The sequence below is a fragment of the Hoeflea sp. BAL378 genome (assembly GCF_000759435.1).
In the GTDB taxonomy this organism is placed as follows: domain Bacteria; phylum Pseudomonadota; class Alphaproteobacteria; order Rhizobiales; family Rhizobiaceae; genus Hoeflea.
In genome coordinates this window covers 1-4,449 of record NZ_JRJG01000128.1, presented here as the reverse complement: position 1 = coordinate 4,449, position 4,449 = coordinate 1, and the positions used below count along the sequence as shown (strand labels likewise).

Genomic DNA, 4,449 nt, shown 5'->3' with positions numbered 1-4,449 from the left:
CCTCGAGCCACAGTTCCTGAAGCGTCGCGCCCCAGGTCATCACCCGCGCGGTCAGCCCGCCGCCTTCCAGCGTCACCCGGTGGACCGTCTCGCCATCCGCGGTCCGGCCAAAGTCCTCGATCGCCATGCCATGCCTCCCGTCAAGTGAACGCGCCCTGCCGGTCAGGGCATGACCGCAAAACCGGCTCAACGCAAGAGCGCGTCAGCGCGTGAGCTGGCGCGTTGCGGCCTCAAGACCCGAAAGCGTCATCGGAAACATCCGGTCGCCGAACAGATGCCGGATCAGCGTCGTGGAATGGGTGTGCGGCCAATAGGCCTCCGGCGTCGGATTGAGCCAGGCGGCCTTGTGGAAATGGTCGAGCACCCGCTTGAGCCAGACCTGGCCCGGCTCCTCGTTCCAGTGCTCGACCGAACCGCCCGGCGAGACGATCTCGTAGGGGCTCATCGCCGCGTCGCCGACAAAGATCACCCGGTAGTCCGAGCCGTAGGTGCGCAGCACGTCGATCGTCGGCAGCAGTTCCTGCCGCCGCCTTCGGTTGTCGCGCCAGACCCCTTCATAGAGGCAGTTGTGGAAGTAGAAATATTCCATGTGCCGGAATTCGCTGCGCGCCGCCGAAAACAGCTCCTCGACCACCTTGATGTGGTCGTCCATCGAGCCGCCGATGTCGAAGAACATCAGGAGCTTGACCGCGTTGCGCCGCTCCGGCCGCGTCCTGACGTCGAGCCAGCCATGCTCGGCGGTGGACTGGATCGTGCCGGCAAGGTCGAACTCCTCGGCAGCACCCTCGCGCACCCAGCGCCGCAGCCGTCTCAGCGCCACCTTGATGTTGCGGGTACCGAGCTCCACCGTGTCGTCGAGGTTCTTGAACTCGCGCTTGTCCCAGACCTTGACCGCGCGCCGGTGCCGGCTCTCGTTCTGGCCGATGCGCACGCCCTCGGGATTGTAGCCATAGGCGCCGAAGGGCGACGTCCCCGCGGTGCCGATCCATTTCGAGCCGCCTTGGTGCCGGCCCTTCTGCTCCTCGAGCCGCTGCTTGAGGGTTTCCATCAGCTTGTCGAAGCCGCCCAGGCTCTCGATCAGCTTCTTCTCCTCGGGAGTGAGATGTTTTTCCGCCATGCGCCGCAGCCATTCCTCGGGCAGCGCGCGGGCATCAAGCGGGCTTTCTCCGGCGATCGCCTCAACGCCGCGGAAATAATGCGAGAACACCTGGTCGAAACGGTCGATGTGGCGCTCGTCCTTCACCAGCGCGGCGCGGGCGAGATAATAGAAGCCCTCGATGTCGTAGCGCGCCAGTCCGGCCTCAAGCCCTTCGATCAGGGTGAGATACTCGCGCAGCGAGACCGGCACTTTGGCGGCCTTGAGTTCCAGGAAAAACGGCAAAAACATGCGTGCGACCTTAGCCGCAATGACGCCCGGTTGCCAACCGCTTTAGCCGCCGGTGAGCTCCGGGTTGGGAAAATAGCTGGGGCCGATGGTCAGCGGCTTTTCCGGCACGATGCTGTCGTCGATCTGGCTGGTGAAGCTCTTGTCCAGCGACCAGATGAGCTTGGTGCGGGTGTGATCGTAGAGCCGGATCGACACCTTGTAGGGCTGCCCCGCCTTGACCCCGCGGACCTTTGGGGAATGCACCCCGTAGCGGGTGCTGCGGGCATGCAGCCGGGTCTCGACCGTGAGCGGCGGTCCGCCGCCGGGATCCTCGAAATCGGCGATCATCCAGGTGCCCACCGGCAGCGGCTTGAGCACATTGGCGATGAAGCCGTAATAGACCTGGGCTTCGCGGTAGTTGAAGATGAAGCCGCCGCCGGCGATGCCGAGATAGGGCTTTTCCGCCGGATCCTCGCGCGTCGCCCAGCCGATGGCCATCAGCACCAGCACGAGCCCGACCGCCGCGGCAACGATTTTCTCGAAGGATCTGTCTTCACACACGATCATGACTGCAGCTCCCTAGCCGGTTGATCATGGATATGCTTTGAACGGCTGTCAGTATCTCACAGGATCGGCCGCCATGCCAGACTAGGCGCGTTACCCTCTATGCCGCGGGAGCGGTGTTGGCCCGGAGCCAGGCGTCGAGCGTGTCCTTGGTGAAGCTGCCCTGTTCAATGTTATCCAGAACGAACCGCGTTGCCGCACCTTCAGGTGCAACAATTTTCACGTCATTCAGGCGCAGGAAGACGTAGACACACGCAAAGCCAACGCGCTTGTTGCCGTCGATGAAGCAGTGATTCATCGTCAGGCTTTCCCAAAGCGCCGCGGCCTCCTCGATCAGATCGGCGTAATAACCCGATTGTGGACGCTTTATCGCCGCGTCGAGCAAGCCGGCGTCACGAATCCCTCCGGCGCCGCCAAATTTCTCGTTTTGGCGGGCATGGATCGCCAGCACATCTTCCATGTCGAGATAGAGTGTTTCGCGCACGGCTCAGCGCCTACTTGGCCAGCTCTTCATAAAGACCCGCAAAGTTCTCTATGCTCTCTTCATGGTATTTGAGGACCAGATCTTTTTTGGAAAGCTGGGCGATCTTGCGGTCATATTCGGCCTTCGACACAACCACGGCAACATCGCGCCCGTTTTTGCGGATCACGACAGGCGCCACAGCCGACGCTTCCAGCAGTTCCCCGAACCGGTTCTTGGCTTCGCTTGCCTGCATGACCTTCATGACCGCTCTCCATCTCTACGTTCAGCCAAATTGGCTATTTGAGCCAAAATAGCCAATTTGGCCAGAAAATTCAAGCCGGATATGCGGAGAGAGAAACTTAGCGGCTGTACTTGATGAAGGGCGTCAGCGTGGCGATGCGGTCGTAGAGCTTGCGCGCGGTCGCGTTGAACTCCTGCGTCATCCAGTAGACGCGCGGGCAGCCTTCCGCGTCGGCCTCGCGGTAGACCGCCTCGATCAGCGCCCGGCCGACGCCCGCGCCGCGGACCTCCGGGTCGGCGAACAGGTCCTGCAGGTAGCACACATGCTCCACCTGCCAGCAGTGCCGGTGATAGAAATAATGCACCAGCCCCACCGGCCTGCCGTCCACCAGCGCCAGCAATCCGCGCGGCTCGTAGAACGCCGCTTCGCTTGCAGTATGATCGGACAGGATCCGACCGAAGGTGGTGCGGTAGACCTCCTCCGGCACGCTCGATTCATAGAATTCCAGATAGAGCGTCCACAGCCTGCGCCACTCCGCCTCGTCGCCGGCCTCGATCGGCCGTATCGTCACTTGTGCCGTCACCGTTCACTCCGCCGTCAGTGCCGGCACACGATCTGCGCCAATGTCATTCATGTCAAACGGCGTGGTCTGGTAGACCTGGTTGATCCAGTTGCCGAACAGCAGGAACGCATGGCTGCGCCACCGGTTGGAGGGCTTGTTCTCCGGATTGTCGCCGGGGAAATAATTGTGCGGCGGCTTGATCGGCATGCCCGCCTTCACGTCGCGGAAATACTCCTCGGCGAGCGTCCCCGAATCATACTCGATGTGATTGAAGATATAGAGCCTGTTGGCGAAGCTCTCGTGCAAGAGGCAGAGCCCGGTCTGGTCGCTTTCCATCAGCACTTCGAAATCCGGCGTCAGGTCTTCGCGCCGGACCTCGGTCCAGCGCGACACCGAGACCTGGAAGTCGTCCGAAAACCCCATCAGATAGGGCGAGGCGGGATTGAGGTTGCGGTGCCGGTAGATGCCGAACGCCTTCTCGGCGAGCGCCCGCTTGGGCACCCCATGAAAATGCCAGGCCGCCGCCATCGCCCCCCAGCAGACGAAGAAGCTCGAATGCACATGGGTCGTGGTCCAGTCGAGGATCTCCTCCATCTCCGGCCAATAGGTGACCTCCTCGAACGGCATGGTCTCGATCGGCGCGCCGGTGATGATGAAGCCGTCGAACTTGCGGTGCTTCACCTCGTCCCAGGTGTGGTAGAAGTTGATCAGATGATCTTCCGCGGTGTTCTTGGCGACGTGCGAGCCGATGCGCACCAGCGTCAGCTCGACCTGCAGCGGCGAGGCGCCGACGAGCCGCGCGATCTGCGTTTCGGTGGCGATCTTGTTGGGCATGAGGTTGAGCAGGCCGATATGCAGCGGGCGGATATCCTGCCGAACGGCAATGGATTCATCCATGATCTGCACGCCTTCGCGCACCAGGATATCGCGGGCGGGAAGACCATCGGGAATACGGATCGGCATGACGCGGCTAGCTCCAACACACAACCGGCCGCGACTCTGAACGCCGCCGGTCCGGAGGGATACTGCCCCGTCGGCCCTTTAGCGAGTTTTTTAACGTGGCTGCAAGCCGGCCGGCCAAATCACCACCGCGCCAATCTAGATCCGGCGCAAGCCAAGGTCAATGTCCCCGGCAGTGCAGGGACCGGCAGGCCGGCCCCTGCGGAGGGGACCGGACCGCCGTCTGCCGAGATCAGGCCGGTTACGTGGGCTGAAGGGCGCCGGCGACAAGACCGGCGGGGGCCTCCGCGTCG

6 protein-coding genes, 1 pseudogene and 1 riboswitch are annotated in these 4,449 nt (G+C 62.7%); all 7 genes and pseudogenes read right to left on the bottom strand.

The features are described from left to right. Positions 1-127, bottom strand: a pseudogene (locus LL06_RS28315) (galactose-1-epimerase); the annotation flags it as partial. A 75-nt stretch (positions 128-202) separates the two neighbouring features. Beyond that, the gene (locus LL06_RS21540; protein ID WP_035531720.1) at positions 203-1,387 is read right to left on the bottom strand and encodes a VWA domain-containing protein; all 1,185 of its coding nucleotides are present in this window, start codon (positions 1,385-1,387) and stop codon (positions 203-205) included. A 42-nt stretch (positions 1,388-1,429) separates the two neighbouring features. Further along, positions 1,430-1,933: a hypothetical protein gene (locus LL06_RS21535; protein WP_035531719.1), complete on the bottom strand. Its 504-nt coding sequence runs from the start codon at positions 1,931-1,933 to the stop codon at positions 1,430-1,432. A 97-nt stretch (positions 1,934-2,030) separates the two neighbouring features. After that, positions 2,031-2,414: a type II toxin-antitoxin system death-on-curing family toxin gene (locus tag LL06_RS21530; RefSeq protein WP_244447203.1), complete on the bottom strand. Its 384-nt coding sequence runs from the start codon at positions 2,412-2,414 to the stop codon at positions 2,031-2,033. Positions 2,415-2,424: 10 nt separating this feature from the next. Then, positions 2,425-2,655, bottom strand: coding sequence for a type II toxin-antitoxin system prevent-host-death family antitoxin (locus tag LL06_RS21525; protein WP_035531717.1), 231 nt, complete (start codon positions 2,653-2,655; stop codon positions 2,425-2,427). A gap of 97 nt (positions 2,656-2,752) precedes the next feature. Next, the gene (locus LL06_RS21520; RefSeq protein ID WP_035531715.1) at positions 2,753-3,217 is read right to left on the bottom strand and encodes a GNAT family N-acetyltransferase; all 465 of its coding nucleotides are present in this window, start codon (positions 3,215-3,217) and stop codon (positions 2,753-2,755) included. 3 nt (positions 3,218-3,220) lie between these two features. After that, positions 3,221-4,159, bottom strand: a complete 939-nt coding sequence (gene metA / locus LL06_RS21515; RefSeq protein WP_035531712.1) for a homoserine O-succinyltransferase — start codon at positions 4,157-4,159, stop codon at positions 3,221-3,223. Between the two features lie 58 nt (positions 4,160-4,217). After that, a riboswitch (SAM riboswitch) is annotated at positions 4,218-4,295 on the bottom strand. Between the last annotated feature and the right edge of the window lie 154 nt (positions 4,296-4,449).